Source organism: Exiguobacterium sp. SH1S1 (assembly GCF_004337245.1).
GTDB lineage: Bacteria > Bacillota > Bacilli > Exiguobacteriales > Exiguobacteriaceae > Exiguobacterium > Exiguobacterium aurantiacum_A.
In genome coordinates this window covers 1-25,816 of record NZ_SJUZ01000001.1, presented here as the reverse complement: position 1 = coordinate 25,816, position 25,816 = coordinate 1, and the positions used below count along the sequence as shown (strand labels likewise).

At 53.9% G+C, this 25,816-nt stretch carries 25 protein-coding genes and 2 riboswitches; of the genes, 16 read left to right on the top strand and 9 right to left on the bottom strand.

Annotated features, from left to right (window positions below):
• Positions 1-180 precede the first annotated feature (180 nt).
• Positions 181-1,158: a D-alanyl-D-alanine carboxypeptidase family protein gene (locus EVJ23_RS00125; protein WP_131463544.1), complete on the bottom strand. Its 978-nt coding sequence runs from the start codon at positions 1,156-1,158 to the stop codon at positions 181-183.
• A 202-nt stretch (positions 1,159-1,360) separates the two neighbouring features.
• On the opposite strand from EVJ23_RS00125, the gene EVJ23_RS00120 reads away from it, so the two are divergent.
• From EVJ23_RS00120 to EVJ23_RS00100, 5 genes are all read left to right on the top strand, one after another.
• Positions 1,361-2,893, top strand: a complete 1,533-nt coding sequence (locus EVJ23_RS00120; protein WP_131463542.1) for an FAD-dependent oxidoreductase — start codon at positions 1,361-1,363, stop codon at positions 2,891-2,893.
• 66 nt (positions 2,894-2,959) lie between these two features.
• Positions 2,960-4,426, top strand: a complete 1,467-nt coding sequence (locus tag EVJ23_RS00115) for a carboxypeptidase M32 (protein ID WP_131463540.1) — start codon at positions 2,960-2,962, stop codon at positions 4,424-4,426.
• 11 nt (positions 4,427-4,437) lie between these two features.
• On the top strand, positions 4,438-5,151 hold the full coding sequence (locus EVJ23_RS00110) for a glycerophosphodiester phosphodiesterase (protein ID WP_131463539.1): 714 nt from the start codon (positions 4,438-4,440) through the stop codon (positions 5,149-5,151).
• A gap of 250 nt (positions 5,152-5,401) precedes the next feature.
• Positions 5,402-6,199: a DUF4397 domain-containing protein gene (locus tag EVJ23_RS00105; protein ID WP_070327221.1), complete on the top strand. Its 798-nt coding sequence runs from the start codon at positions 5,402-5,404 to the stop codon at positions 6,197-6,199.
• 31 nt (positions 6,200-6,230) lie between these two features.
• Positions 6,231-6,785: a class F sortase gene (locus EVJ23_RS00100; RefSeq protein ID WP_236638834.1), complete on the top strand. Its 555-nt coding sequence runs from the start codon at positions 6,231-6,233 to the stop codon at positions 6,783-6,785.
• Between the two features lie 483 nt (positions 6,786-7,268).
• Here EVJ23_RS00100 and EVJ23_RS00095 read toward each other — a convergent pair whose 3' ends face one another.
• Both EVJ23_RS00095 and EVJ23_RS00090 read right to left on the bottom strand, forming a co-directional pair.
• Entirely contained in the window at positions 7,269-7,706 is a 438-nt protein-coding gene (locus EVJ23_RS00095; RefSeq protein WP_071397555.1) for a MarR family winged helix-turn-helix transcriptional regulator, read from the bottom strand.
• Positions 7,707-7,795: 89 nt separating this feature from the next.
• The gene (locus EVJ23_RS00090) at positions 7,796-8,839 is read right to left on the bottom strand and encodes a GTP pyrophosphokinase (RefSeq protein ID WP_233589544.1); all 1,044 of its coding nucleotides are present in this window, start codon (positions 8,837-8,839) and stop codon (positions 7,796-7,798) included.
• A 134-nt stretch (positions 8,840-8,973) separates the two neighbouring features.
• Here EVJ23_RS00090 and EVJ23_RS00085 point away from each other — a divergent pair, with 134 nt between their 5' ends.
• Complete coding sequence (locus EVJ23_RS00085; protein ID WP_131463535.1) at positions 8,974-9,201, top strand: hypothetical protein; 228 nt, start codon at positions 8,974-8,976, stop codon at positions 9,199-9,201.
• 103 nt (positions 9,202-9,304) lie between these two features.
• Positions 9,305-9,628 (top strand): YflT domain-containing protein, encoded by a 324-nt coding sequence (locus EVJ23_RS00080; RefSeq protein WP_035386614.1) that lies wholly within the window; start codon positions 9,305-9,307, stop codon positions 9,626-9,628.
• A 51-nt stretch (positions 9,629-9,679) separates the two neighbouring features.
• Here the strand turns inward: EVJ23_RS00080 and EVJ23_RS00075 are convergent, their stop codons facing one another.
• The gene (locus EVJ23_RS00075; RefSeq protein ID WP_070327226.1) at positions 9,680-10,717 is read right to left on the bottom strand and encodes an SDR family oxidoreductase; all 1,038 of its coding nucleotides are present in this window, start codon (positions 10,715-10,717) and stop codon (positions 9,680-9,682) included.
• A gap of 306 nt (positions 10,718-11,023) precedes the next feature.
• Between EVJ23_RS00075 and EVJ23_RS00070 the strand changes: the two genes are divergently transcribed.
• On the top strand, positions 11,024-12,319 hold the full coding sequence (locus EVJ23_RS00070) for a glutamine synthetase family protein (RefSeq protein WP_131440764.1): 1,296 nt from the start codon (positions 11,024-11,026) through the stop codon (positions 12,317-12,319).
• Positions 12,320-12,371: 52 nt separating this feature from the next.
• Here EVJ23_RS00070 and EVJ23_RS00065 read toward each other — a convergent pair whose 3' ends face one another.
• The 3 genes from EVJ23_RS00065 to EVJ23_RS00055 form a co-directional block, all read right to left on the bottom strand.
• The gene (locus EVJ23_RS00065; RefSeq protein WP_070327228.1) at positions 12,372-13,865 is read right to left on the bottom strand and encodes a peptide MFS transporter; all 1,494 of its coding nucleotides are present in this window, start codon (positions 13,863-13,865) and stop codon (positions 12,372-12,374) included.
• Between the two features lie 142 nt (positions 13,866-14,007).
• Positions 14,008-15,252 (bottom strand): MDR family MFS transporter, encoded by a 1,245-nt coding sequence (locus tag EVJ23_RS00060; protein ID WP_131463533.1) that lies wholly within the window; start codon positions 15,250-15,252, stop codon positions 14,008-14,010.
• 258 nt (positions 15,253-15,510) lie between these two features.
• On the bottom strand, positions 15,511-16,611 hold the full coding sequence (locus tag EVJ23_RS00055) for an AI-2E family transporter (protein ID WP_131463531.1): 1,101 nt from the start codon (positions 16,609-16,611) through the stop codon (positions 15,511-15,513).
• Between the two features lie 177 nt (positions 16,612-16,788).
• Positions 16,789-16,889: riboswitch (SAM riboswitch) on the top strand.
• A 76-nt stretch (positions 16,890-16,965) separates the two neighbouring features.
• Here EVJ23_RS00055 and EVJ23_RS00050 point away from each other — a divergent pair.
• From EVJ23_RS00050 to EVJ23_RS00030, 5 genes are all read left to right on the top strand, one after another.
• Positions 16,966-18,141, top strand: coding sequence for an aminotransferase class I/II-fold pyridoxal phosphate-dependent enzyme (locus EVJ23_RS00050; RefSeq protein WP_131458874.1), 1,176 nt, complete (start codon positions 16,966-16,968; stop codon positions 18,139-18,141).
• Positions 18,138-19,154, top strand: coding sequence for an iron-containing alcohol dehydrogenase (locus EVJ23_RS00045; protein WP_131463529.1), 1,017 nt, complete (start codon positions 18,138-18,140; stop codon positions 19,152-19,154). The genes EVJ23_RS00050 and EVJ23_RS00045 overlap by 4 nt, the downstream gene beginning before the upstream one ends.
• A gap of 41 nt (positions 19,155-19,195) precedes the next feature.
• A riboswitch (SAM riboswitch) is annotated at positions 19,196-19,299 on the top strand.
• A gap of 77 nt (positions 19,300-19,376) precedes the next feature.
• Entirely contained in the window at positions 19,377-20,198 is an 822-nt protein-coding gene (locus EVJ23_RS00040) for a MetQ/NlpA family ABC transporter substrate-binding protein (protein WP_131463527.1), read from the top strand.
• A 9-nt stretch (positions 20,199-20,207) separates the two neighbouring features.
• The gene (locus tag EVJ23_RS00035) at positions 20,208-21,242 is read left to right on the top strand and encodes a methionine ABC transporter ATP-binding protein (RefSeq protein WP_131463525.1); all 1,035 of its coding nucleotides are present in this window, start codon (positions 20,208-20,210) and stop codon (positions 21,240-21,242) included.
• Complete coding sequence (locus tag EVJ23_RS00030; protein WP_071397545.1) at positions 21,214-21,876, top strand: methionine ABC transporter permease; 663 nt, start codon at positions 21,214-21,216, stop codon at positions 21,874-21,876. The genes EVJ23_RS00035 and EVJ23_RS00030 overlap by 29 nt, the downstream gene beginning before the upstream one ends.
• A gap of 30 nt (positions 21,877-21,906) precedes the next feature.
• Here EVJ23_RS00030 and EVJ23_RS00025 read toward each other — a convergent pair whose 3' ends face one another.
• Complete coding sequence (locus tag EVJ23_RS00025) at positions 21,907-22,302, bottom strand: Spx/MgsR family RNA polymerase-binding regulatory protein (RefSeq protein WP_070327923.1); 396 nt, start codon at positions 22,300-22,302, stop codon at positions 21,907-21,909.
• Between the two features lie 174 nt (positions 22,303-22,476).
• Between EVJ23_RS00025 and EVJ23_RS00020 the strand changes: the two genes are divergently transcribed.
• The 3 genes from EVJ23_RS00020 (at position 22,477) to EVJ23_RS00010 (ending at position 25,526) form a co-directional block, all read left to right on the top strand.
• Positions 22,477-22,860: a DUF302 domain-containing protein gene (locus EVJ23_RS00020; RefSeq protein ID WP_131463523.1), complete on the top strand. Its 384-nt coding sequence runs from the start codon at positions 22,477-22,479 to the stop codon at positions 22,858-22,860.
• A gap of 104 nt (positions 22,861-22,964) precedes the next feature.
• Positions 22,965-24,266: a hypothetical protein gene (locus tag EVJ23_RS00015; protein ID WP_131463521.1), complete on the top strand. Its 1,302-nt coding sequence runs from the start codon at positions 22,965-22,967 to the stop codon at positions 24,264-24,266.
• 9 nt (positions 24,267-24,275) lie between these two features.
• Positions 24,276-25,526, top strand: a complete 1,251-nt coding sequence (locus EVJ23_RS00010; protein ID WP_131463519.1) for a hypothetical protein — start codon at positions 24,276-24,278, stop codon at positions 25,524-25,526.
• A gap of 209 nt (positions 25,527-25,735) precedes the next feature.
• Here the strand turns inward: EVJ23_RS00010 and EVJ23_RS15405 are convergent.
• On the bottom strand, positions 25,736-25,816 hold an 81-nt coding region (locus EVJ23_RS15405; RefSeq protein ID WP_131440828.1), incomplete at its 5' end, for an IS3 family transposase.

Sequence of the window (25,816 nt, the reverse complement as noted above, 5' to 3'; positions counted from 1 at the left end):
TATTATACCAACGGATAAGCAAGCTATTTTTCATTCAAAAAGTTTAAACATTCTGACAATTAGAAATATTGAGGCAATGCCTCTGTAATCTCCCTGTAACATAAGCGGCTGTTTTGAAGACGAACACGCCACAAAAAAAGACCTGAACCGATCAGTTCAGGTCTTCGTCATATGTAACGTTCATTCAGCCTGACGTCCAAATGCGAGTTGTTCGACGAGCCGCATCGTCGGGAACGTCTGTCCGGAACGCGCTTGCATCGTCACGAGCGCGTACTGCTTGCCTTGATGCTCCATCAAGAACACCATCGTGTAGCCCGATTCGTCGGTATAGCCGGTCTTCGTCGCCTTGACGAGGTCCGAGTAGTGGATGCTGCGGCTGTTGATCGCCGACCCGAGGTGATACCACCACCGTCGCTTCATCAATCCATCTTTGTCTTCGAACTTCGCCTCGTACTCATACGTTCCGGCGATTTCGACGAGTTCGGGATACGTCCCGAACGCGTAAGTGATTTTAGCCATGTCGCGTGCCGTCGTATAGTGGTCCGGGTCCGAATAGCCGTGGGCATTTTTGAAGTTTGTTCCAGTCAAGCCTAGGACGCTGGCCCGTTCATTCATCAGTTCAACGAATTCCGCCGTCGAGCCGCTCACATACTCCGCCAAGCTATTGGCGGCATCGTTGCCCGATTCGAGCAGTGTCGCGTAGAGCGCTTGCCGGACGGTTAGGCGGTCGCCGACAGCGAGATGGACGATGTGACTGTCCCAGGGGATGTCGAGCGTCGTCGCGTGCACTTCGACGACGGGGCGGTCCAGTTCGCCGGAGACCGCCGCTTTCTCATAGGCGAGCAATGCCGTCATCAGCTTGGTCGTACTGGCCGGGTATACACGCTCCTCCCCGTGTTTGTCCAACAAGACGACACCGTCCGTCAAATCAACGAACGTCATCGCCCCGACAAGAACCTGTTCCGGGTCGGCGGTCAGAGTGGAATCTTCTACCCATTCTTGGATTGGGATATCCGGGAAAGACGGTCCTTGTTTGACCGGTTCGGCCACCGGCGCCTTCGGATCAGGTTTCACCGGTGTTTCTTGCTTGAAGCCGATGAGTGCCGGAATGATCGCGATCATTCCGACGAGCATCAAGCCGACGGTCAAGCGTCTCATTATATAGGTGTGTCTACGATGTCTACGGGTACGTTTCACTTTGCAATCGCTCCTTCATAGTTTACTTTTCTACCATAATGGATGTCGGGCAATGAAATCGTCTTCAAAATCGAGAAACAGGTCAATATTTATCGAGTGATGAAACAGAAGGGAATGGGTATACACATAAGCAGACACGTTCATTCCTAAAGGAGGTATCATCATGCATCGCTATCCATTCACGAATTCATTGTGGAGACAACACGATCGCACCCTACAGTATCCACGACTCGAGAGTTCCGTTTCTTGTGACATCGTCGTCATCGGGGCGGGGATCGCCGGACTCGTCACCGCCTATGAGCTTCAAAACCGGGGCAAGCAGGTCGTCCTGCTCGAAGCGATGGAAGTCGGCCGCGGCACGACCGGGCACACGACGGCCAAATGTTCCGTCCAGCATGGCGCCATCTATTCGAAATTGATGCAGACGTTCAATGAAGAGATGGCACGTCTTTACTATGAGTTCAACGATGAGGCGCTCGACTATTTGAGACGTCAAGTCGAAACCGGGTTTGACATCGATTACGAAGTGAAAGATTCATATCTTTATACGATCGACAGCTCGAGTCAGCTCGCCTCCGAGATCGAGGCGTATCAAAAAATCGGGTTGAATGGTGGGGATGCGACGAACGAGGTCAACGCCGTCTTTCCATTCCCGGTACAACAAGCAGCCGTCATCCGCGACCAAGCCCAGATTCATCCGGTGAAATATTTGAACGAACTGGCACGTCGTTTTGTCGAAGCGGGCGGGAAGCTTTATGAGAAAACACGGGCGACGGAGATCAGCCAAAGCCCGCGTCCGATCGTCACGACATCGACCGGGCGCCGTGTCCAAGCCGATCAAGTCGTGGTCGCGACGCATTATCCGTTCAACGACATCCGTGGACTATACTTCTCGAAATTTGAGGTCGAACGGTCCTACATCGTCGCTTGCGAGACGAACGGTCCCGTGCCGGACGGCATGTATTTGAGCGTCGATTCGCCGAGCCGCTCGTTCCGGACGTTCAATGACGGCGATCGCTCGTACGTCCTCGTCGGAGGGGAGGGGCATCTGAGCGGTCACGTGACGGAGACGCGGACGCGCTACGACCGGTTGGAGCAGTTCGCGAATGAGGCGTTCCGCGCTAAAAAATCAAGTTTCCGTTGGTCGTCCCAAGACTTGATCACGTTGGACCATCTTCCTTATGTCGGTCAAATGTTCAGTCGTGAACCGGACATCTTCGTCGCTACCGGATTCGCTAAATGGGGGATGACGAACGGGATCGCATCCGGACTGTTGCTCGCCGACCTACTGACCGGTCACGAGAACCGGTTTACCGAACTGTTGGATCCGCTCCGTTCGAAGTTCAAACCGGCGGATGTCGGTCAGTTCTTGAAGACGAATATGGACACGGCTGCCCAATTCGTCAAAGGAACGCTCGAGAAGCCGGGCTCGCTCGACGACCTCCAACTCGACGAAGGTGGGGTCGTTCACGTCGATGGCAAGAAAGTCGGCGCTTATCGGGATCTCGATAACAACTGTCATCTCGTATCGACCCGTTGCACGCACATGGGTTGCGGCGTCAATTGGAACAACGCAGAGCGGTCTTGGGACTGTCCATGTCATGGATCGCGCTTTGACACGCAAGGGAACGTCCTTGAAGGTCCGGCGACGAAGCCGCTCCACTATGAGAAAAAAGCGGATGTGTCGAAAGAATAGGCATTTTTCGTCACATCGATTAAAGTAGAGAGGTAAGGAAACAACTGTCATAGGGGTGGGAATCAGATGGAAATTACAAAGCAATGGCGTGAACATTTCAAACAGTTACGTGCGTTCGATGAGGCGATCTCGCTACTATATTGGGACATGCGGACACAGATGCCGGAACAGTCGGCCCCGCTTCGTGCCGAGACGATCGGTTACTTGTCGACAGAGGCGTTCAAACGTCAGACGAGCGATTCGTTCGCGGAACTGCTCGCCGAGATGACGGCGACCGAAGAGTTGACACCGACCGAGGTCCGCTCGGTCGCCGTGGCGAAGACGCAATATGAACGGAACGCCAAAATTCCTCCGGCGGAGTATCAGGCCTACGTCACACTTGTCTCTGAAGCCGAGACGGCATGGGAAAAAGCGAAAGACAAGAACGATTGGGGCACATTCGCCCCGTATTTAGAAAAAATCGTCGCGTTCCAGCGTAAGTTCGCGGATTATTTCGGATATGAGACGCATCCGTACGATGCGTTGCTCTATGATTACGAACCGGGTATGACCGTCGAACAACTCGACGAATTGTTCCAGACGCTACGGGACGAGCTCGTCCCGTTGATCCGTCAGTTGAAGTCGAGCAAGCATGAACTCGACTGGTCGATGGAGGCGGCGGTGCAAGAACAGATCTGTCACGATTGGATGCGGGTCGTCGATTATGACTTGTCCCGCGGTCGTCTCGACGCGACCGTGCATCCGTTCGAGATCACGATCAACCGCCGCGACGTGCGGATCACGACAAAGTATGATGAGTCGGACTTCCGCAACGCCCTGTTCGGGACGATGCACGAGGCGGGCCACGCGACGTACGAGCAACAGATCGACGAGGCGCTCGATGAGGTCGGACTCGGAGGAGGCGCATCGATGGGTATCCACGAGTCACAGTCGCTCTTCTTTGAAAACTTCGTCGGGCGCAGCGAAGCATTTTTACGCAGCGTCTATCCACGGCTACAAGAACGGCATCCGGCGTTTCAAGATATCGACTTCGATACGTTCTACGCAGGCGTGAACGAGGCGAAGCCATCGCTCATCCGGATCGAGGCGGATGAACTGACGTATAGCCTCCATATCATCATTCGCTACGAGCTTGAGAAGGCACTCATCCAAGGTGATTTGACCGTCGCCGAGCTGCCGAACGCTTGGAACGAGAAATATCGAGAGTACTTAGGCGTCGAGGTGCCGAATGATGCGAAAGGCGTATTGCAAGACGTCCATTGGGCCGGCGGTTCATTCGGCTACTTCCCAAGCTATGCGCTCGGATTGATTTATGCGGCGCAGTTGACCGAGACGCTCAAATCGGAACGGTCCGACTTTGAGACGTTAGTGCATGAAGGCGAGTTCGGTCCGATCAAACAGTGGCTCGAGACGAACGTCCATCGCCACGGTAAGTCGCTCACCCCGAACGAGCTGATCAAGCAAGTGACCGGAGGCGATATCTCGGTCCGTCCGCTCGTCCGCTATTTGACGAAAAAATACGTCACCGAGTAAGGAGTCTTCCGATGAAGCTATTCGCGCACCGCGGGGTGATGAACCAGTTCCCAGAGAACACGATGGCGGCGTTTCGCGCAGCGCTCGCCGCCCATGCCGACGGGATTGAAACGGACGTCCATTTGACGAAAGACGGTCGCCTCGTCTTGATTCACGACGAGACGATCGACCGGACGACAGACGGGTCGGGCCGTATTGCCGAGATGACGTTGTCCGAGCTCGGACGATACAACGCCGGTGTCTTATTCGACCTCGAGGAGCGCATCCCGTCACTAGACGACCTGTTAAACTTGGTAAAAGGAACGGGCGTCTGTGTCAACCTTGAAGTGAAGACCGACATCGACCGGTACGAGGGGATCGAAGACCGGCTCGTCGAGACGCTGCGAGCCCATCAGTTCCCGGCCGACCGCGTCCTGTTCTCTTCCTTCAATCATGAGACGCTCTACCGGTTGAAGCGGTTAGCACCCGAGTACGAGTCTGCCGCGCTCATCTCCCAACCGCTGTTCGACTTGGCCGGTTACTTGAACGAGCTCGGGGCGACAGGCGTGCATCCAAGTGTCCGAACGATGACCGATGACGAGATCAAGCTCATTCAACAGAACGGTGTCAAGGTCCGTCCGTACACGGTCAAGACGATCGAACAGCTGAAACGGTTCCAACGGCTCGGTGTCGATGCGATTTTCGTCAACGATATCGAGTGGGCTCGAGCACATTCAACCCCGTAACAGGTCGTTACGGGGTTTTTAAATTTATGGAAACGGGAAGGAATACTATGTAAAGAAAACGGTAACAACCAAATGTGCCGACCGGCATATTCAAAGCACACCGTCATCTTTACGCCGTCGTCCTGTTGTCTTAAGTTTAAGATGTCACCAGCTACATAGCAATCAGATGTAGCACACTATGCAGCATCGCATCAAACTTGTCGTATGCAGTCGATCGGTCAACCCAAGGAAAAAAAGGAGGAAATTTCACATGAAGAAATTGATGTCTTTACTTGGTACACTTGCTCTAGCGTTCGCGTTCATCCTGCCAGTCAGTGCAGATGGACACGAGAACGCGATGGTCCGTGTGCTCCACGCTTCGCCTGACGCCCCTGCGGTGGACGTCTATGTCAACGGTGAAGTCGCAGTCGAAGGCGCGGAGTTCAAAGCGCTTACGGATTACTTGACACTACCGGCTGGTGACTACAACGTCGAAATCAAACCAGCAGGCGACACTGAGACAGTCGTCGTCGCAGCCGATCTTTCAATCGAAGCTGGTAAATTCTACACAGCGGCAGCGATCGGTCAACTTGCAAACATCGAGATCGCAGCGATGGAAGATGACGCCAACTTTGAAGATGGCAAATCGAAAGTCCGCGTCGCTCACTTCGCACCTGACGCACCTGCAGTCGATGTAGCTCCAAAAGGTGGAGACCCACTCTTCTCAAACCTCGAGTTCAAAGCAGTCAGTGACTACGGTACACTCGATGCTGGAACGTACGATCTTGAAGTTCGCCCAGCTGGCGCGACTGACGTCGTAAAAGCGCTTGACGGCGTCGCCCTCGAAGGCGGTAAAAACTATACGGCATTCGCAATCGGCCTTCTTGAAGGGGAACCTGCTTTCGAAGTACTCCTCGCAGCTGATGGTGGAGAAATGGCCGAAGCTCCTGAGACAGGTCAAGGCGGTCTCGCTCAGACAGCTTCAATGAACTGGTTGCTCGCAGCAGCAGTACTTGGCGCAGCAGCAGCTGGCTTCTACGTCTTTCGTCGTCAGAAACAAGACGCTTAAGCTACTTTTGATCGGAACGTTCTCGTTCCTCATGGTAGCACCAGTAGCGGATGCCCCGGACGTGGATGCGAAACTTTCAACTGTCGGATTCGCAGAACCGCTCGTGTTGGCCGCTACTGAAATCGATCGTCAGTCCTTTCACACCGAGACGTTCGTTCCAAAACGACTGAAGATCCCGTCTATTGAAGTCGATACTGTCATCCAACCGGTCGGTAAAGACCGATACGACCGGATGGACACACCGGCTGAAGCAGACGAGGTCGGCTGGTATCGTTACGGGGCGAAAGCAGGAGCGAAAGGCAACGTCGTCTTATCCGGACATTTAGACGATTTACAAGGCCCGGCCATTTTCGCTAATCTTGATCAGATACGACTTGGAGAGCAGGTGACGCTCCAACGTAACAAGCAAGTGATCGAATATGAGGTCGTGTCAGTCGAACGGTACCGGGTCGAAGATGTTCCGCTCGCCTCGATTTTCGCGGCGACACAATCGGTTCGTCTTCAACTCATCACGTGTGCGGGTCCTTATGACCCAGAACATGGGTATCGAGACCGGATTGTCGTCACGGCGATTGTTAAGCAATAGCACAATTTTTCAACTCGGGATGAAAATCATCCCGAGTTTTTTGATATATTATAAACTGTCGGAAAATTGATTGAATAAATTGACGGGGGATTTAATAGAGCGTGCTAAAAAGAAAACACATCGCAAATGTAGGACTGTTCATTATTTTTTGGTTAATCAGTTATGAGAGAGTTGGGACTGGCAGCGGCAGTTTCCTACTTGCGATCGGCATATATTTGACTTGGCAGTTCGTGTTAGGTCGTGACTCAGTGAAAGAGAAACGGGAACTGAGTAAGAAAATGAGAGAAATGCGTCTCCATAATGAGCAAGACTTGTTTTTTGAAGAGCACCGAAGATGGAATGAAAAGATGAGGGCGCGTGAACAGGCAGCCGATCAGACGCGGCTAGGTGAATGAATCTGATATCTAAAACAAGCAACAGGTCCCGAATCATCGGGACCTGTTGCTTGTTTTAAGTCGTATTCACTATAAAGTCTGGTTCGCCTTAGGCGTCCATGCGGTCGAGCAACTTCGAGAGAAGGACCAATTCTTCGTCTGAAAAATCGCCGAACACGTCCATCAAGTACTCGATTTTCATGTGTTCGAGCGTTTCGAACAAGACACGGCCTTCCTCTGTCGCTTGAAGTTCGACGACACGACGGTCGCGATCGCTGCGTTCGCGCGAGATCAAGCCTTTTTTCGTCAACTCATCAGCAAGGGCCGTGATCATCGAGGCCGAGAATTGAAACTCATTCGACAAAGCCGAGGCGATTTGTGGACTATTTTGACAGAGCGATCGGAGGATGAAGAATTCGTTACGCGTCAAGTATTGCGAAAACATCGAGCGGAGGTTCTTTTTCACTCCGCGGTAGTTCATGCGAATCCCACGCTCAGCGTCTGCGACGAGCTGGCGACGGGATGCCGTGTGTACAGGTGTTGTCATCCTCGAAAGTCCCTTCTATAAAAAATCATTATTTGCATATATTTCAGTACATAAAAACATTCTACAACAAAAACATGAAGTCTGTAAAGTTATGATGGCTCTTCGTGGATACGCAATTCTTGAATGATTTCGTCGTAATGCTTCAAGTCCGGATAAAACCGACGGAAGAAGAATTCGATCTGTTGATCATCGCCTTCCGCGAGCAGTTTGGCGAGAACGGCATAGACGACACCCATCCCTTGACGCGGCAGTAACGAGGACGGCAGTAGCGTCGCACATTGAACGGCTCGATTGAAGTAACGATCGAGCGTATCCCTCAAATCTTGAAACGTTCGGATCTCGGCATAATGGAACATGCGCGTCAGCTCGACGATGGTCGACAAGTCGGTCTCGAGCAACCAGTCGCTTTGGAAGATGGCGTTATCAAGCTTCTCGACGGTGACGTCGTTGGCGATATAGTAGTTCAAGTTATCGCGGGTGATCGTGACTTTCTCCGGTGACTCGACGATCCGTTCGACCGTCTCTTGTTCGAACGTGCGCAACTGTTTGCGAATATTGACGAACTCCGAGTCCGCGATCTCGAGCAGTCCGGCGACACGGCTGAAGCTGCGCTTGATCTCCGGTGGGACCGCGTTCGGATTCTTATAACCTAAATCGTGCTCGATCTCGGCCCAGGCGTGCTGGAGGATCGAGCGGACTTGGATCTCGGCCTCTTTCTCCTCAAAACGGCGATATTCACCGAGGGCGAGCCGTTTATCGCTCAATCCGACGACGTAATGGACGGACAGGTATCCGAACTCGTTCGGGTCGAGCAACGTCGACTTGTCGATCGACTGCTCGCGGTCGATTCGAAATTCTTCTTCAAGAATATGGGCGACGGCGCGGACGTCATCATGAAAATAAGTGACGATCCGGATCCCGGCCAAATCTTGGACGTCACGCAGCGACCGGTACTGGTACGGCTTGCGGGACAGTTTCGCATATAGGCTCTCGGCTTCTTTCGCTCGGGCGACGATCGAGTGGAACTGGATCCCGGCATCGTCCAACAGTTCGCTCAGCAGCGACTTCAGCTTGGCGGCGAACGCCTCATAGTCCTCTTTCTCATTCATATAGTCGAGCATGATTGTGTTCATATCCTGTCTCGGCATCTCAATCACTCCTTGTCTCATTGTTCTTATTATATCATCAATGAAAACTTGATAGCACGGCGGTACTTCCCGGTTGATATGATACAATACGTCAGAGAAAAAGGGGAAGGGAGAATGTTATGAAAGTGTCGCATACGTTCAAATCGCCTGAGCGCGAGAAACTTGAAATCGTTTCGGGCCTGTTGCAACAGGCCGGTCACAAAGTCTCGAAGCTCAGTTCGCAACCCGAACTGTTCCGGATGAAAGTCGGACGGGAAGGGGTGGAGACCGAAGCCGAGGAGCGGCAGCGCATCCAAGGGCTCGTCGACCACTTCGAGATCGAGTATTGGTCTTACACGATACATTGACCTCTTGTTAATAAAACGATTCGTCCAATCGGGTTTTATGACTCACTTTTCGGGAATAGTATATTATTCGATTTTAGAAAGCGAACGTTTAGGAGGATGAAAGATGTTAGAAACGAGAATTGTGCCAGATATGACTTCGGTCGACCATGAAGTGAACGGAATGGTGTCGGGCGGATGCGTCAATGAGAGCATTTACTTATTTGCCAAAGATGAAGAATTGACGATTCGACTCGCTGCCGAAGCGGGTGTGCAGCCTTACCGCATCACCGAGAAAGGCATGTGGGAATCACTCGTGTCAAAATTCACGAAAAACTCGGATGACCGTCTTGACCAGCTCGAGAGCCTCGGGCTGACGAAGCAGATGGTCGAATCACTTGAAAGTGAGATTCAGGACGGTAAAATCGTTCTCGTTTGCGACAAGAGTTGAGTAATCATTTTAAAACGGACCTGACAAATTTGTCAGGTCCGTTTTTTGATGTCACTTCGTATCGTAGTAGGCATCGACGATCCGGCGGAGCGACCGTTCATCCAAATCAAGCGGCTTATAGCCGGCATCGGCTAAAAGTTGCTTCGTATTTTGATCGTTGAAGACGATATTACGATTCAAATAAGGATTGAACACTTTCACCATCTCGTTGAACGTGTGCTCAACGTTGCTGAGCTTTGAGGATTGAGTCTCGGTGATCTTGAGATGCGGGAACGCGAGTGCCTGCTTCATATACTCGAGCATCGTCTCGTTCCGAGGCGGGGCATCGTTCGTCACGTTGTAAATCGTGTTCGGGCGGGCGTGCTCGATGGCGGCGAGCAACACGTCGGCCACGTAATCGACCGGGACGAGGTTAGACGTACCGGTCTCCGAGCCGAGCAGACGGATCGGTTCGGCCGGGGCACCTCGACGCTCGAGGCGGCGCTTGAACACCTCGAGGGCGCGCATGTAACCGTACATCGTGAACTTCGAGTCGGCTTCCCCGGTTTTCGAGTCGCCGACGATGATGGCCGGCCGGAAAATGGAGACGGCGAGGTCGTGTCGGGCCGCCCAGACTTCGCGTTCGGCATGGGCCTTGCTCTCCTCATACGGATTATGGAACGGCTGGTCCGTCGCATATAGCGTCTCATCCCCTGCTTCACGAGCCCCGAGCGTGTAGGCCGTGCTGACATGGAAGAAGCGGGGGCAGTGCAACGCCTTCGTTAAAGCGAGGGCCTGTCTCGTCCCCGTCAAGTTCGTATCGAACAGCTCCTCGCGCAATTCTTCGTCGAATTTGACGAGCGCCGCCATGTGGAGCACCAAATCGAATTGATCAACGTTTGATTGGATAAACGCCTCGTCCGCTCCAAGGAGCGGAGCCGTCAAATCACCGGCGAGCACGTCAATCGAACGAAGTTCACTCTTCGTAAACATCGCCGTCACTTTCTGTGGCGTTCGGGCCAAGACGCAAAGTCGATGTCCTCGGGCAATCAGTTCGCGGGCGAGCCGCCCTCCTAAAAATCCGGTCGCACCGGTCATAAATATATTCACAGCGTTCTTCCTCTCTGTTCAGTCTCTACCCATCATACCAAGCGTCACGAGAATGAGCCACTTCGAACTCAGATTTTTATAGCAGCATCAACGGTCTACGCGATCCGCCGCGAGTAAAACAAACGCGCGAGCGGGACCGCGAACTTCCTTCCCAATCAGCATGCTCATCGATGCCGAGACGCCAAAATCGAAAGAATAGGGGTTTAACTTTTTAAAAAGTAGGTTATGACTTAAGGAGAAGCGTACGTATGGTACGTCATGACAGTGATGACCTGTCAAATAAATTAAGTGAGGTTTTTAAGAATCATGGCAAATCTATTCGGAACTGATAAGGACGGCAATAGGAAGAAGCAAGAAGAGATTGAAAAAACGGTCCAAGAGAAAGGGATTACACAAATCCACATGTATTTCTCTGACGTGATCGGAGACTTGAAGCTGTTGACTCTTTCTGCAAAGTTGTTGCCGGAAGTTTTTGAAGGGAAGACGATGTTCGACGGCTCGTCAATCGCCGGTTTTTCTTCTATCAAAAACTCAGACCTATTCTTGAGACCGGATTTAGATCGACCACGCTACGAACAAGACGGTGACGAGAGCATCCTCGCTTTCTTCTGTGACGTCTGTACACCAGACGGCGAACGTTACGAGTTCGACCCGCGCAACGTGTTGAAAGACGCGTTAGAGCGCGCTGCCCGTGACGGTTACTCCATCTTCGTAGGGGCCGAACCAGAATTCTTCATCTTTGACGAAAACGGCGAGTTTTATGACGAGGCCGGTTACTTCTCGACACGTTCAGAAGATAAAGGCTACGAAGTACGTCAACATATCGCCAACCGCTTGAGCGAGGTCGGATTCAACATCGAAGCGGTCCACCACGAGGTCGCACCGGCCCAACACGAGATCGGCATCAAGTACGACACCGCCTTGCACACGGCGGACAACATCCAGTTCTTCAAGGAAGTCGTCCAGCTCGCGGCACAGGAAAAAGGGGCTAAAGTATCGTTCTTGCCAAAACCGCTCCGTGACGTCAACGGTTCAGGGATGCACTTGAACATCTCGGTCTGGAACAACGACAAAGACGGCAACCCGGTCGATAACGCCTTTGAAGAGCCGGAGTCTGACTACGGTCTCTCGCACACGGCCCGCCACTTCATCGAAGGGATCTTGAAGCATGCCCGGGCGACGGCCATCTTCACGAACCCGCTCCCAGAATCATACGAGCGCCTCGTCCCAGGGTTCGAGGCACCGGTCAACATTTGTTGGAGCCCGTCGAACCGTAGCTCGATGATCCGCATCCCGGCTTCACGCGGCAGCGCGACACGCGTCGAGGTCCGTAACCCAGACCCGAGCGCGAACCCGTACTTGGCACTTGCGGCGCTCATCTACGCCGGTCTTGAAGGGATCGAGCATAAGATCGAGCCGTCGGCACCGAACGAGGACGACTTGTTCGAGTACTCGGCGAAACAGATCGAGAGCCAAGGCATCTCGTCGCTCCCGGCGACGTTCCATGAGTCGATCCAAGCATTGAAGCAAGACCGTTTCCACGACTACTTCAACCACGACATGATCGATCGTTACTTGTCGCTCATCCAAGTCCGTAAGTAATCCGATAAATAAAAAACGCCATTCCTCGCGCGAGGAATGGCGTTTTTTTGACTTAATGGATACCGCGCATATACTTTTTAATGACCGGGGCCAGCGCGAACAAGATCATGCTGAGCACGATCGCTACTCCGCCGATGATCCCGAAGTAGAGCATCTCGTTCTCTGGCGAGTAGAACCGGACGAGCTGGGCGTTGATCCCTTGTGCCGCCGCGTTCGACAAGAACCAAAGCGACATCGTCTGGGCCGAGAAGGCGGCCGGGGCGAGTTTCGTCGTCGCCGACAGACCGACCGGAGACAGACTGAGCTCACCGAGGACGATGATGAAGTAACTGAGGACGAGCCAGAGCGGATTGACGAGCGTGTCCGGTCCACCGAAGTAGGCCGGCAGCAAGATCACGAGGAAGCTCAAACCGGCGAACAAGATCCCGAAAGCGAACTTCGTCGGGATGCTCGGCTCACGATCACCGAGCCGCACCCATAACCAGGCGAACACAGGGGCGAGCAGGATGATGAACAACGGATTCAGTGATTGGAACCAGGCCGGCGACAGCGTGAACCCTAAAAATTCAAGATCGGTCCGCTTATCGGCATAGCTTGCCAAAATCGTCGCGCCCTGTTCTTGAATCGCCCAGAACATGACCGAGGCGATGAAGAGCGGGATGTAGGCGATGATGCGTGACCGCTCGACTTCTGTCGTTTTCGGGCTCCGGTACATGACGATGAAGTAGATCGTCGGGATGACGATCCCGAACACACCGACGAGACCGATGAACGTGTTGATCGTGAACAAGCCTTGTGGGATCAGGATGGCCAGTAATCCTCCGATGAGGATGACGGCCAATGTCGTGTACTTGATCGCATTCTTCTTTTCAGACGCCGTCAACGGGTTCGGCACGTAAGACCCGGCGAGGCCGAGGTTGCCTTTTTTCGTGAGGACGAAGACGACGAGACCGATGAACATCCCGACCGCGGCGAGAGCGAAGCCCCAATGGAAGCCGTAGCTCTTTTGAACGCCACCGACGATCAACGGCGAGATGAAGGCACCAAGGTTGATCCCCATGTAGAAGATACTGAACCCGGCGTCACGGCGACGGTCCGTCTCGTGGTACAGGTCACCGACGATACTCGACACGTTCGGCTTCAATAGTCCGGTCCCGATGACGATGAGCCCCATCGAGATGAACAAGAACGTGAGGCTGCCCGGGATTGACAAGACGATATGGCCGAGCATGATGAACACACCACCGAAAAATACGGCCCGAGACGTCCCGAAGACGCGGTCGGCGAGCCATCCCCCGATGACTCCTGACATGTAGACGAGTGCGCCGTACACGGACATGATCGACAGGGCGACGTTCTGGTCGAGACCGAGACCGCCTTCCGATACCTCGTAATACATGTAGAAGACGAGGATGGCCCGCATGCCGTAGTACGAGAAACGCTCCCAAAATTCAGTGAAGAACAACGTGAACAAGCCTTTCGGCTGTCCGAAAAATCCTTTTTGTGGAACGCTGTCCACAATTTTCTGTTTATCGATCCTTTCCATGAAAGATCCCTCCTTAACCGTATTATCATAAGAAGAATCATTATGTTTGTAAAGGAAAACTGAATGTAAAATTCAAACTTTAACAGATTTGAAACGAAACAAAAATCCACCTAAACCAAGTTGTTTTAGGTGGATTGAACAATTAAGCGGTCTTTTGCCTGGCTTCTTCAGAGCTAACATATTTTCCGAGACGCCAATAGATGAGACCCGACAAACAACTTGCCGCCCCGACAAGGATGAGGGCGATGTGCCCGGCGCGTTGGTCGAGGAACAGGCTGGCCATGAGCGGTGCGGTCACGCCGCCGATCAACCATTGGATGCTGGCGGCCCCGTTATAGGCACCGCGCATGTTCTCGGGGGCGATCATGGCGATGAACGTCTGTTGGACGGGCGACATGATCATCTCGCCGAGCGTATAGAACGCGTATACGGCGAGCAGGATACCGACGAGGACGAGGTACGGGGTACCGAGCGTATAGAGGAGCCGCGGCACGACCGCAATCAACATCATCCCGATCCCGAAAATCGTCGCCCCGACCAGCATGACGTTGCCGAACGGTTTGCGCCCGAGTTTTGAGGCGATCGGGAATTGGAACAAGACGACCATGATGCCGTTCAAGGCGAGCAGATAGGCGAACGGGTTCTCGCGGTCGGTGAACGACGGCATCGACTCTTTCAAGAACAGCGGCAACATGCTCTCGATCAGCGAGAAGCCCATCGAGATGAAGACGCCGGCGAAGATGAAGACGAGAAAGACTTTGTCGTTGTAAAAGACGCGTAAGACGTCACGGTTCGACGGTGTCTCCGCTTCGGTCGTCTCTGGGAGCGACTCGCGGATGAAACGTCCGAGAACGAGCGCGTACAAGGCGAAGACGAACGCTGCCGTGAAGAAGATGTACTGTCGGTCGATGAACAAGACGGCACTGCCGAGCAGGGGACCGAACGCCGCCCCGATATTATGCCCCATCCGTAAGAGACCGAACGCCTCGTTCATCTGTTCCGGCTCGGTCACGTCGGCGACCATCGCGCTCGCTGCCGGGTGGAACAGCGAGTTCGTCAAACCGAGCATGGCGTTCAAAAGGAGCAGCGGCCAAAACGTTTCCGCGAAAGCGAAACCGATGAGCGCGACCGCATCACCGAGGATGGCGGTCATCATGACCGGTTTTCGACCATATAAGTCGGCGAGACGTCCGCCGACGACCGAGCCGATGAGCGCCATGATCGGTCCGGTCGCTAAGATGACGCCGACTTGGACGTAGCTGTCGAGCTTGTCGCTGTAATAGAGGACGAGGAACGGGGCGATCATGAACATCATGACACCGGTGATCGTCTCGCCGAGGAAGCGAATCCAAATGTTACGGTCGAGCCGTTTGAGTGATTGAATCATGCGTTTCACCTGCTTCTACAAAATAAAAGGGACGAAGGATGCACGGAGGCATACTCGTCCCTACTTGCTTATGCACGCCTCGGAAGACAGGCGGGTGACTTCAGTTCATGAAACGGAAGACCCCGACCTGTCAGTATGAAATTGGATACGATGTGGCTGCGTCATGACTGACATGGCGGGTCCTCCTTTCTGAAAGTTTACTCTTCGTTTCAACTGTATGACAGATTCTTGAAATGTGTCAACATATTTTGACTTGCGTCATAACAGTTCATTTAAATTCTTGCGGGTGAGCCGATAATCGATCAACCGGGACAAGACGACTTGAATCATCGCGGTCACGGGTACGCTGATGAACATCCCGACGAGGCCGAACAGGCTCCCCCCGATGATGATCGATGTGATGACCCAGAACGGGGTGATCCCGACGCTGTCGCCGAGAATTTTCGGGCCGAGCCAAAGTCCGTCGAACTGTTGCAGCAAGAAGATGAACAACAAGACGAGCAGGGCCGTGAACGGGTCGTAGAAGTAGGTGATGATGAACGCCGGGATCATCCCTAAGAGCGGCCCGACGTATGGGATGAAGTTCAGCACCCCGATGATGACACCGAGCAAGAGCGCGTACGGCGCGCCGATGATCAAGAGCCCGATGACGGCCATCACGCCGATGATGAGACAGTCGAGCGACTTTCCGATGATGTAGCGTTTAAAGATATAGTCCATCTCTTGGAAGATGTCGATCGTCGTCTTCGCCGAGGCGACCGGGAACATCGCGTACAGTAGACGCTTGAACATCCGGGCGAACACTTCCTTGTCTTTCAACAAGTAGATCGAGATGACGATCCCGATCAACAAGTTGATCAACGTCATCGTGAAGCTCGACACGTAACCGACCGAAGACACGACGGCCGTCTCGACCCATCCGGAATACCGTTCCTCGAACCGGTTAAAATCGATCGCTTGGGCGATCGTCGCATTATACTCCTCGACATACGTTTTCAGCTGCCCGAGAAAGCCATCGATTTGGCGAATATAAAACGGGAGCTCCTCGATGAGAGACGCGACGCTCGAATAGATGCGAGGGAACAGCGTCACCGCTGACACGACAAGGATCCCGATGAACGTGACGTAGACGATCAACAAGCCTTGGTAGCGCTTCAAGTGGAACCGCTCTTCTATATAGGACAGGACGGTGTTGAGGAGCAGCGCGATGGCGATCCCCATGATGATCGGCGTCAACAGCTGAAACGCATACTGCATGACCCGAGAGATCGTGTCCGGCTCGCTGATGACTTTCCATAGGACGAGCAGAATCAGTCCGATCACGCTTAACTTCCATATCAATTGACGGTTTAGTTCCAATGGTCTATCCCCTCATGCTGTAAATTTTGCAGAATAACGTTCACCTTTTACTATGAACGTTTTTTTACCGGGATTCAATAGCGGTAAGGAATTTTTGAAATAAGGATTGACAAGGTTGGTAACGTTTGGTTTACTAAATGACATATTACAGAAATTATCAATTGCATATAAAAACACTTTCTATCAAGAGAAGCGGAGGGACTGGCCCGATGAAGCTTCAGCAACAGATTGTTTCAATACTGTGCTAATTCCAGCAAGGTGACCTTGAGAGATGGAAAGGTGGTTGTTTGAATACGTCCGTATCTCGACACCCCTTTCCGCGGAAAGGGGTGTTTTTGCATAGGAGGACTATTCATGACAGACAGACGCTCGAAGTTACTTAAAACGTTACCACCCCAGCATTTCGTCGGACTCGCCGCTGAAGTCGCCGCACTCGAGCGTTCAGGCCGCGACGTCATCCGGCTCGGCCAAGGAACGCCCGACTTGCCGACACCGGCCCCGATCTGCGAGGCGTTGCAGACGGCCCTGCTCGACCCGGCGACACACCAATACGGACCGTTCCGGGGACAGACGCGCCTGAAGCAAGCGGTCGCGACGTTCTACCAGACCGAATACGGCGTCGCGCTCGATGCCGAGACCGAAGTGGCCATCTTGATCGGCAGCAAGTCGGGACTCATCACGCTCCCGCAATGTGTGCTCGAGCCAGGTGACGGCATGTTGCTCCCGAACCCGGGCTACCCGGACTACATCTCGGGGGCGCGTCTCGCCGGTGCGGTCGTCCACGACCTCGTCCTCCGGGAAGAGAACGGCTATCTTCCTGATTACGAGACGCTCGATCCGCAGGGAGCGCGACTCATGTATTTGAACTACCCGAGCAATCCGACCGGCGCCGTCGCGTCGCCCGCGTTCTTTGACGACACGGTCCGGTTCGCGAATAAGCATGACCTCATGGTCGTCCACGACTTCGCGTACGGCAGCATCGGTTTCGACGGGCACGTCCCGCCGAGCTTCCTGCAGACGCCGGGTGCGAAAGACATCGGCATCGAGGTGTATACGATGTCGAAGGCGTTCAACATGTCCGGCTGGCGGGTCGCTTTCGCCGTCGGCAACCGCGACATCATCGAGGCGATCAACACGTATCAAGACCACGTCCATGTGAGTGTGTTCTCGGCCATCCAAGAGGCGGCCATCGCCGCGCTCGAGTCGCCACGTTCGCTCCGGGACGACTTGTCACGGTTGTATGAGGCCCGCCGCGACCGGCTCGTCGACGGGTTACGTCAGGCCGGATGGGACATCACGGCCCCGAGTGGCTCGTTCTTCGTCTGGGCGAAAGTGCCGGACGGGGACGCAAAATCGTTCTCGCATAAGCTGCTCCACGAGGCAGGGGTCGCCGTGACGCCGGGCTATTTCTTCGGCTCAGAAGGCGAGCGGTACGTCCGGTTCGGGCTCGTCTCCGCCGAGCCGAAGATCGACGAGGCCGTCGAGCGGATCGAGAAACTGTTCGCGACGTATGAAGAGGTCCGGGCATGATCCGCCAAGCCGTGCTCGAGTACGACCATGCGGATGACGGGCTCGAGCGGCTCGATGAATTAATCGCTGGCCGTCGTGCTCACGTGCTGCGCGGGCAGAACGGTTTTGACGTCGTCAAGCGTGTCCTGCCAGCGATCACTGCCTATCCGACATCGCTGTTCCGTGGCGAATGCACGGACGCCGAGGTCGAACGGCTCCGTTTGAAGGATGCGGACGTCCTCCTTGCCGTCGGTGGGGGCAAGCTCGTCGACACGGCGAAACTCGTCGCTTACCGGCAAGGTGTCCCGCTGATCGTCATCCCGACGCTCGCCTCGAACTGTGCCGCCTTCACACCGCTCAGCGTCATCTATGACGAGCACGGCACCTATGACCGCTACGACGTGTTTCGCGTCGTCATCGAGCGGGTCATCGTCGACGCAAGGGTCGTGACCGACTCGCCGTACGACTACTTCCGGGCCGGCGTCATCGACACGGTCGCCAAGTTTTACGAGGCCCGCTATTTGAGCGGCGACAGTTCACCTGACGCCGGCGTCAATACCGGTCTCGCCTTGGCCGAGCAATGCGGCCGGCTCGTCGAACTCGACTTGAGTGAGTCCAGTTTCACCGCGTATGGGCCAGAGACCCGGTTCGCGGTCGATCACATCCTTGCCGTCGGCGGTGCCGTCGGTGGTTTCGGGGACGCCGGGACACGCGTTGCCGTCGCCCACGCCGTCCACAACGCGCTCAGCCGCTTTGAGTCGACCCATCCGTTCTTACATGGCGACAAGGTCGGCTTCGGCCTCCTTGTCCAAGAACGGTTGCGTGGCTCGTCTGACGCCCCATATTTAGAGGCGTGGCTCGCCAGGATCGGCGCGCCGACGTCACTTGAGACGCTCGGACTCGTGCCGGCCGACATCCCGCAACTGGTCGAGGCGGTCCGGGTCGAGACCGAGTTGCAACGTTCACCCGTCCCGCTCAATATTGACTATTTGAAAATAATTTTTGAAAATTTAGTATTTTCTGTTTACAAATAAAAGAATTAAAAGTAAGATGATAACAATTAAATAAGACCGATAGCTTATCAAGAGTGGTGGAGGGACTGGCCCTATGAAACCCGGCAACCAGATCGTAACGATCATGGTGCTAATTCCAACAGACGAAACGTCTGGGAGATGAGCGTGTCCGACTGTCTTTGACTTGTCGTGCCCGCCACTCTTTATGAGTAGCGGGCTTTTATTTTGGAGGAGGAATCATTCATGAACATCAAACAGAAAACAGTACTCGCAGGAACATCTCTACTCGCGGCCATCGCCTTGTCGGCGTGCGGCCAATCGGACGCGAGCGAAGCGCTCAGCACAGAAGCCCTCACGATCGGCGTGACAGGCGGACCGCACCAGCAGATCGCCGAGAAAGTAAAAGAACTCGCGGCCGAGGATGGCCTCGAGCTCGACATCAAAGTGTTCAACGACTACAACACGCCGAACACCGCACTCGACGAAGGCAGTCTCGACGTGAACAGTTACCAGACGCTGTCGTTCCTCGAGCTACAGAAGGCGGACAAAGGCTATAAGATCGACGACGTGTTCAAGACGGTCGCTTTCCCGATGGGGCTCTATTCGGACAAGCTGACGGACATCAAGGAGTTGAAGGAGGGCGATAAAGTCGCCGTCCCGAACGACCCGGCGAACGAACTTCGGGCGCTGCGCCTGTATGAGACGGCCGGACTCATCACCTTGAAAGAAGGATTGACGGACAAGGCGACGAAACGTGACATCGCCGAGAACCCGCTCAACCTCGAATTCATCGAGCTCGAGGCGTCACAACTCCCGACCCAGCTCCCGGAAGTCGCGCTCGCGGCCATCAACACGAACTTCGCGATGGGTGCCGGCCTATCGATCAATGAGGACGCCTTGTTCCATGAAGACACGGTCGACAACCCGTACCCGAACTACGTCGTCGTCCGTACCGACAACAAAGACGATGAAGTCGTCGAGACACTCAAATCTTACTACCACTCGGACGAGGTCCGGACGTTCATCGAAGAGACGTTCGACGGCTCGATCGTCCCGGCGTTTTAAGGAGGCACTATGATCGCACTCAAACAGATCTCAAAAACGTTCACGGTAAACAAAGGGACCGTCACGGCACTCGACGATGTCTCGCTGACGATTGAAAAGGGCGAAATCTTCGGCATCATCGGTCGGAGCGGCGCTGGCAAGAGCACGCTCATCCGCATGATCAATCTGCTCGAACGGCCGACGTCAGGTCAAGTCGAGATCGAGGGACAAGACATCACGACGCTCGACAAAAAAGGGTTATCAAAGCTCCGTCACCGCATCGGGATGATCTTCCAGCACTATAACCTGCTGAAGACGGCGACCGTCGAAGACAACGTCGCCATCCCGCTCCGCCTAGAAGGACTCGATAAACGCTCGATCAGCGAGCGGGTCGACAAGTATCTCGATATCGTCGGACTGACCGATCACCGTAAACATTACCCGGAGCAACTCTCCGGCGGCCAGAAACAGCGCGTCGCCATCGCTCGGGCCTTGGCCCACGAGCCGGACATCCTGCTCAGTGACGAGGCGACGAGCGCGCTCGACCCGGAGACGACCGAGTCGATCCTCGATCTGTTGCTCGAGATCAACCGCGAGCTCGGGCTGACGATCTTCTTGATCACCCATGAGATGGAAGTCATCGAGCGCATCTGTGACCGGGTCGCCGTCATCGACGCCGGCAAGATCGTCGAGGAAGGGGACGTCCTCGACGTCTTCTCGGACCCGCAACATCCGACGACGCGCCGCTTCTTGAAAGCGAACCTCGACGTCCCGAAAGAAGTCGTCGACGTGTTGAGCTCGCACGGGACGCTCGTCAACTTGTCGTTCATCGGTCACCAGACCGAACAGGCCGTCCTCGCCGAGTTGACGAAACGGTTCGGCCTGCTGCCGAACATCATCGGGGGCGGGATCAAAAAGCTGAAAGGCGGTCTCGTCGGCAACTTGCTCGTCCATCTCGACGGGGACCAGGCACAGACCGACCAAGCCGTCCGCTACCTTGAAGCGAGCGGCGTCAAAGTGAAGGAGGTGACGAACCATGCTACAGTTTTGGGAAAATTGGGGTGACTTGATTTGGACGGGCACGATCCAGACGCTGACTATGACCGGCATCGCGCTCGTCATCTCGACACTGATCGGCTTGCCGCTCGGGACGCTCCTCGTCTTGACGCGGCCGAATGGACGGCTCGCGAACCGTTACTTTTACGGGGCATTGTCGAGCGTGATCAACGTCGTCCGCTCGATCCCGTTCATCATTCTGCTATTCTTCATCTTGCCGTTCACCCGTTTCATCATGGGGACGACGATCGGCGTCCAAGGCGTGCTGTTGCCGCTCATCGTCTTCACGGCGCCATACATCGCCCGTTTGATGGAGTCGGCACTGCTCGAAGTCGATCGCGGCGTCGTCGAGGCGTACGAGGCGATGGGCATCTCGACGCGTAAGATCATCTGGTACGTATTGATCCGTGAGGCGCGGTCGTCGATCGTGCTCGGTCTGACGATCGCGACGATCGGTCTGATCGGTGCGACGGCGATGGCGGGTCTCGTCGGTGCGGGTGGACTCGGCGATATCGCCTATCAGTACGGGCATCTCCGGTTCGAGCCGGAAGTCATGTACGTGACGATCTTCGTCTTGATCCTGCTCGTGCAGTCGATCCAATCATTCGGCAACCGCTTGGCGGCCCGGCTAAAGAAAGCCTGACAAAAGAGCGTCGCAAAATTTGCGGCGCTCTTACTGTTTGTCTAATAGTCGTTTCAAGTCGGCGATCCGGTTATGCCGCGGGATGAACGTCCGGATCTCTTTCTCGCTGAACCCGATCTGGATCCGGTTGTCATCGACGACGATCGGACTCTTCAAGATCTGCGGATGCGTCGCGACAAAACTGTACAGTTCGCGGAGCGACATCTCGTCGAGCTGGTCGGCCGCTTGTTTGTAGACACTTTTTTGGACAGACAAGAGATCGGTCGTCCCGTTTTCGGTGAGCCGGAGCATCTCCTTGAACTCGGTGAACGACATTCCTTGGTCGGTCAATTTCTTCTCGATGAACGGGATATTCTGTTCGCGTAACCAATCGAGCGTCTTGCGGGAAGAACTGCAGCTTGTATGCGTGAATACGGTGACCGTCACGACAACCACTTCTCCTTTTCCTAGGTATGGACTTCTTTATTTTCTCTCATCCATACGTTTTGAACGCAGAATATGTTTCAAATCACATATACTTTTTTTGAAATCGACGGAACGATTCGTTTCAAGCGAGTTCGGGTACATGACGAGAGAGACAACAAACAAGGAGGGGCTTACATGTTTGATTATACGGTGAAGACGGATCAGTCGGTCGAAGCAGTGGTCGAGAAGTTGAAAGCGACGCTCAAGGACGAATCGTTCGGCGTGCTGTGGGATTTCGACTTGAGTGATACGCTCAAAGAGAAAGGTGAAGCCATCGACGGGGACTATCGTATCCTCGAAGTGTGCAACCCGAAAGAGGCCAAGAAAGTCATCACGGCGCACCGTGAGGGCGGCTACTTCCTGCCGTGCAAGCTCGCCGTCTTCACGAAAGACGGGGCGACCCACGTCGGCATGCCGAAACCGACGAAACTGATCGAATTGATCGAGGACGAGTCGCTCCAGTCCATCGCACTGGATGTCGAGACGAGACTGACACGCGCCATCGATAACAGCATCTAATCGATTCATCGCACCCGTCCAATTTCATGGGCGGGTTTTTCATACCCTCTCCAAAGTAATATAATGGTAAAATTGGAGATAATAAAATTCAAGGGGCGGATAATTTGAAAAAGTTAGTCGGTTTACTTGTAATATCCACGAGCTTGTTGGCCGGGTGTGGTGAAGAGAAACAAGACGTCGTGAAATTGTCGTATGTCGACGCCCATTGGACCGTCAGCAAATACTCACTAGAACAACCAGTGGTGCTCGAATCGGCCGGTGAGACGCTCGCGGCCTGCACTGGGGACTTGACGACCGAGTTGAAGGGTGACCTGACTGTGTTCGATACGGTCGTGGCGAGCCGCCATCCGATGACGGACACGGGTTGGGAATATGGATTTAAAGCCGTGACATACATACAAGGGGACGAAAATTATGCGATGTGTCGGGATATGGCCTCACCACATTATTCAGTGGAAATGGTCGATGCATTCCCGGAGTTCGTCGATTTGACTGCGGGTCATTCGATTCGGCACTATCCGTCTGTCCGTCCAGCAGACGAAGCCGCTCGCCTCGCCGTGCAAAATGCTGATGAATTGACAGAGGCCGGGAATGAAATCGAGCCGTTTCCCGATACGGTCATGGCGTTTTCTCCTGCGATCCACGGAGAGATCGAATTGACCGTCGGGGATCGGCCGAGCCAATTCCCTTTGTTCGCGTTCGAACCGATGATGGCGGATGTGGAAGATGTCAAATTAGCCATTGGCTATGATTCGCGTGACGCCAAACCATACGTGTTATTACTACTTGCTGACCTTTACGTTTCGGTCAGTCCGTTACATACAATCAATGATCCAACGAAAGAAGAACCGACGTATGACGACCTCGTCGTCAAGAGACTCCCGCTTGACACGGAACTCGTGCCGAATAAGACCTATCCGTTATATGAGTTCAGTTACACCCGCGACGGAGAAGGGGTGACCGAGACAGCAAGCATCACATATCGTGCCGCAAAGCTGTTGTCCACTGATGAACGAAAGACGCTCGAGACACACCCTGACGAGGAGTATATGCCGATTGTGACCGGGCCGCTCGTGTATCTCCATCAGGAACCGTTTGACAACGAATCGACAGTATCCTATCCCGCTGTGTTGCGTGCGGCCGGCAACGAGATGGATGATCTGATTCAAGCAATCGATTCCGCCGAGCCGACGAAACGTGTAGGCGATCAGGGCGACTATCCGCTTCTAACGATCGTCGACGGGCTCAAAGGTCAGGAATTCAAGGTGACTTATAAACAGCGATCGAAGAAACTGGATATCTACGTGACGGACCAATCTACTGAGGAAACGTATAAACTGACGAGCGAAGGGGCGGAGACGTTCTTGTCCTACTTCCCCGACTTGAAGAAGAAACCGAAGAATTGAGGTGAACTGATGAAAAAGTTCGGATTAGGAATCGGTCTATCGCTAATCGTTTTGGCCGCAGGATGCGTCCGGGACCAAGAAGTAGTCCGATATGATATTGTCGAGGCCCATTGGACGGCAGAGCACATCACACTCGACCTTGAAGTGCAGGCAATCAAGGCAAAGGACGTGTTGACCTATTGTGAACAAGGCGAGTTACTCAACGACATCGAGGAGGACCATCTATCCTTGCTTGGCGTGACGTTTGCAAGCCGAATGCCGTTCACTGAGCCCGATACTGAAACATACGCCTTCAATGAGGCATCGTTCGTCGAAGGTGATGCCGTTTACGCGCTGTGTAAGTCGGACCATGTCGAGGGATATCGGGCGGTCAAGCTGGAGGAAAGACCGGAGTTTTTGAAAGACGAGACCGCACGCGAGATCTCGTTGCTACCTAGCGTAGTAAGCGGGACAGAAGAAATTCGGGAAAGGTTATCACGGGAAGAAGCGATCCATTCTTACAGGCAAGACCTCACCATTCGACCGTTCATGAACAGTCTTTATACGATCTCGCCCGGTTTCAACGGGTCCATCGAGTTTGGAATCGGGGACGACGGGGTCTTCACACCGTATTTAGATTTTGCTCCTTACGTGGTCAGGGAGGACACTCATGTTGCGTTAGGATATGGCACGAAGACGAAGACGCCATACATGTTAATGTCGAGTGACGGGATTCACTATGGACAGCATTCGTTGAACGATGGCGAATTACTGGACGGAGTCGACAACTTAAGTGTCCGGACGCTTCTTGAAGGCGGTACGCTCGAACCGCTCGAACCGTTTCCGTTATACGAATTAACCTACGAGTCAAACGGTCAAAAGATGACGAAGACGATCTCGATTCGATTCAAACCGAATCCATTCATCACGGAGCCGACCGATACCGATGCCGTCTCGATCGGTTATGTCCATAAATACCCGTACCATCCCAGTGTCCCGTTTTACTATCCGGACGCAGTCAGCACCGAGGGGCAAGGCTATGAACGATTGACCGAGGCGCTCGAGACGGGGACACCTTCGACCAAGAATGGGGAAGCGGGAGAGTACATGTATTTGACGCTGCTGAAAGGAAATCGTGGTCAACAGTTCGAGTTGAGTTACCACAAACGTTCGCAGAAAGTTGATGTCTTCGTGAAAGATATGAACACGGACGAACAGTTCAAGTTGTCGAGTGAAGGTGCGAAAATATTCCATGAAATTTTCCCCAGTGCAGTGGAGTAAGCAGAGCGTTTGGTTTGATGAGACTTCGGCTGCAGCGACGATTGGCGGTGTCGATGAATCCGACAGTCGCACGCAACTGACCGAAGAATCGACAACTATGTAGAAGCAAATCTTTTTACAAGATCAGCACCGTCATTTTCACGAAAAGGTCGAATGGGACTCCTGAACTGCTCCCCGTCAAGTAGACAGGGTAAATAATGAAAACCAGCCTAGGCGGCTTGAGCCCTGTATTCGACAGGGCTCAAGCCGTTTAGTCGTTTCTGGAGACGATCATGGTTGTAGAACGATAT